This is a genomic window from Aliivibrio sp. 1S128, assembly GCF_001691065.1.
Classification (GTDB): domain Bacteria; phylum Pseudomonadota; class Gammaproteobacteria; order Enterobacterales; family Vibrionaceae; genus Aliivibrio.
Genome location: NZ_MAJV01000043.1, coordinates 1 through 608, shown reverse-complemented (window position 1 = coordinate 608; position 608 = coordinate 1). Strand labels below are relative to the sequence as shown.

Genomic DNA, 608 nt, shown 5'->3' with positions numbered 1-608 from the left:
TTTTACTTGACCACTACATTGTTAGGTCTAACTGTTTATTGTTCTTAATCGTGAATTGTGCACCATTCCAGAAGTATCCCTCATCATCAGATGTTATAGAAATAAGGTGATCTGTTGAGTAGACATCAATGGTACTATTACCACTGCATTTAAAAGCTTTATCCATACAAACTGTTTCAACGAGATTATATGGAACGTTTAATATTTTTGATATGTTGTTTATTGTTTCCGTTGAAATAGGCTCTTTCGGAGGGTTTAAAGAGTCTTTTGAACTTCCATCAGAACCGCCGCAACCAAAAAGAATAACAATAACAATTAAAGGTATAATCTTTTTTATCATCTAAATGTCTCTAACCAATTACTTTAAATATAATTATTTAACATTCTCCATATGGAGAATAAAATTTTGGCCGCCGATAGTATTCGATTGTATACTTATATGATATGTAATAATTTTTATGGTAACGACAAGTATGATGAATCGCAGTCCTTTTGTGGTTAAAAGCATTTTTATTAACTAATATATCTTTTTCATTTTAATTTTCGGTAAGGTAGTACTTTAGAAAGTAATAAAAGTGTTGTTAAAGTTCGTGTAACAAATGCATCAA

General features: G+C 29.9%; 1 protein-coding gene. It reads right to left on the bottom strand.

What is annotated here, in order from left to right:
* Nucleotides 1-13 precede the first annotated feature (13 nt).
* A complete protein-coding gene (locus A6E03_RS07210) occupies nt 14-340 on the bottom strand; it encodes a hypothetical protein (RefSeq protein WP_065600522.1) in 327 nt (108 codons plus the stop codon).
* Between the last annotated feature and the right edge of the window lie 268 nt (nt 341-608).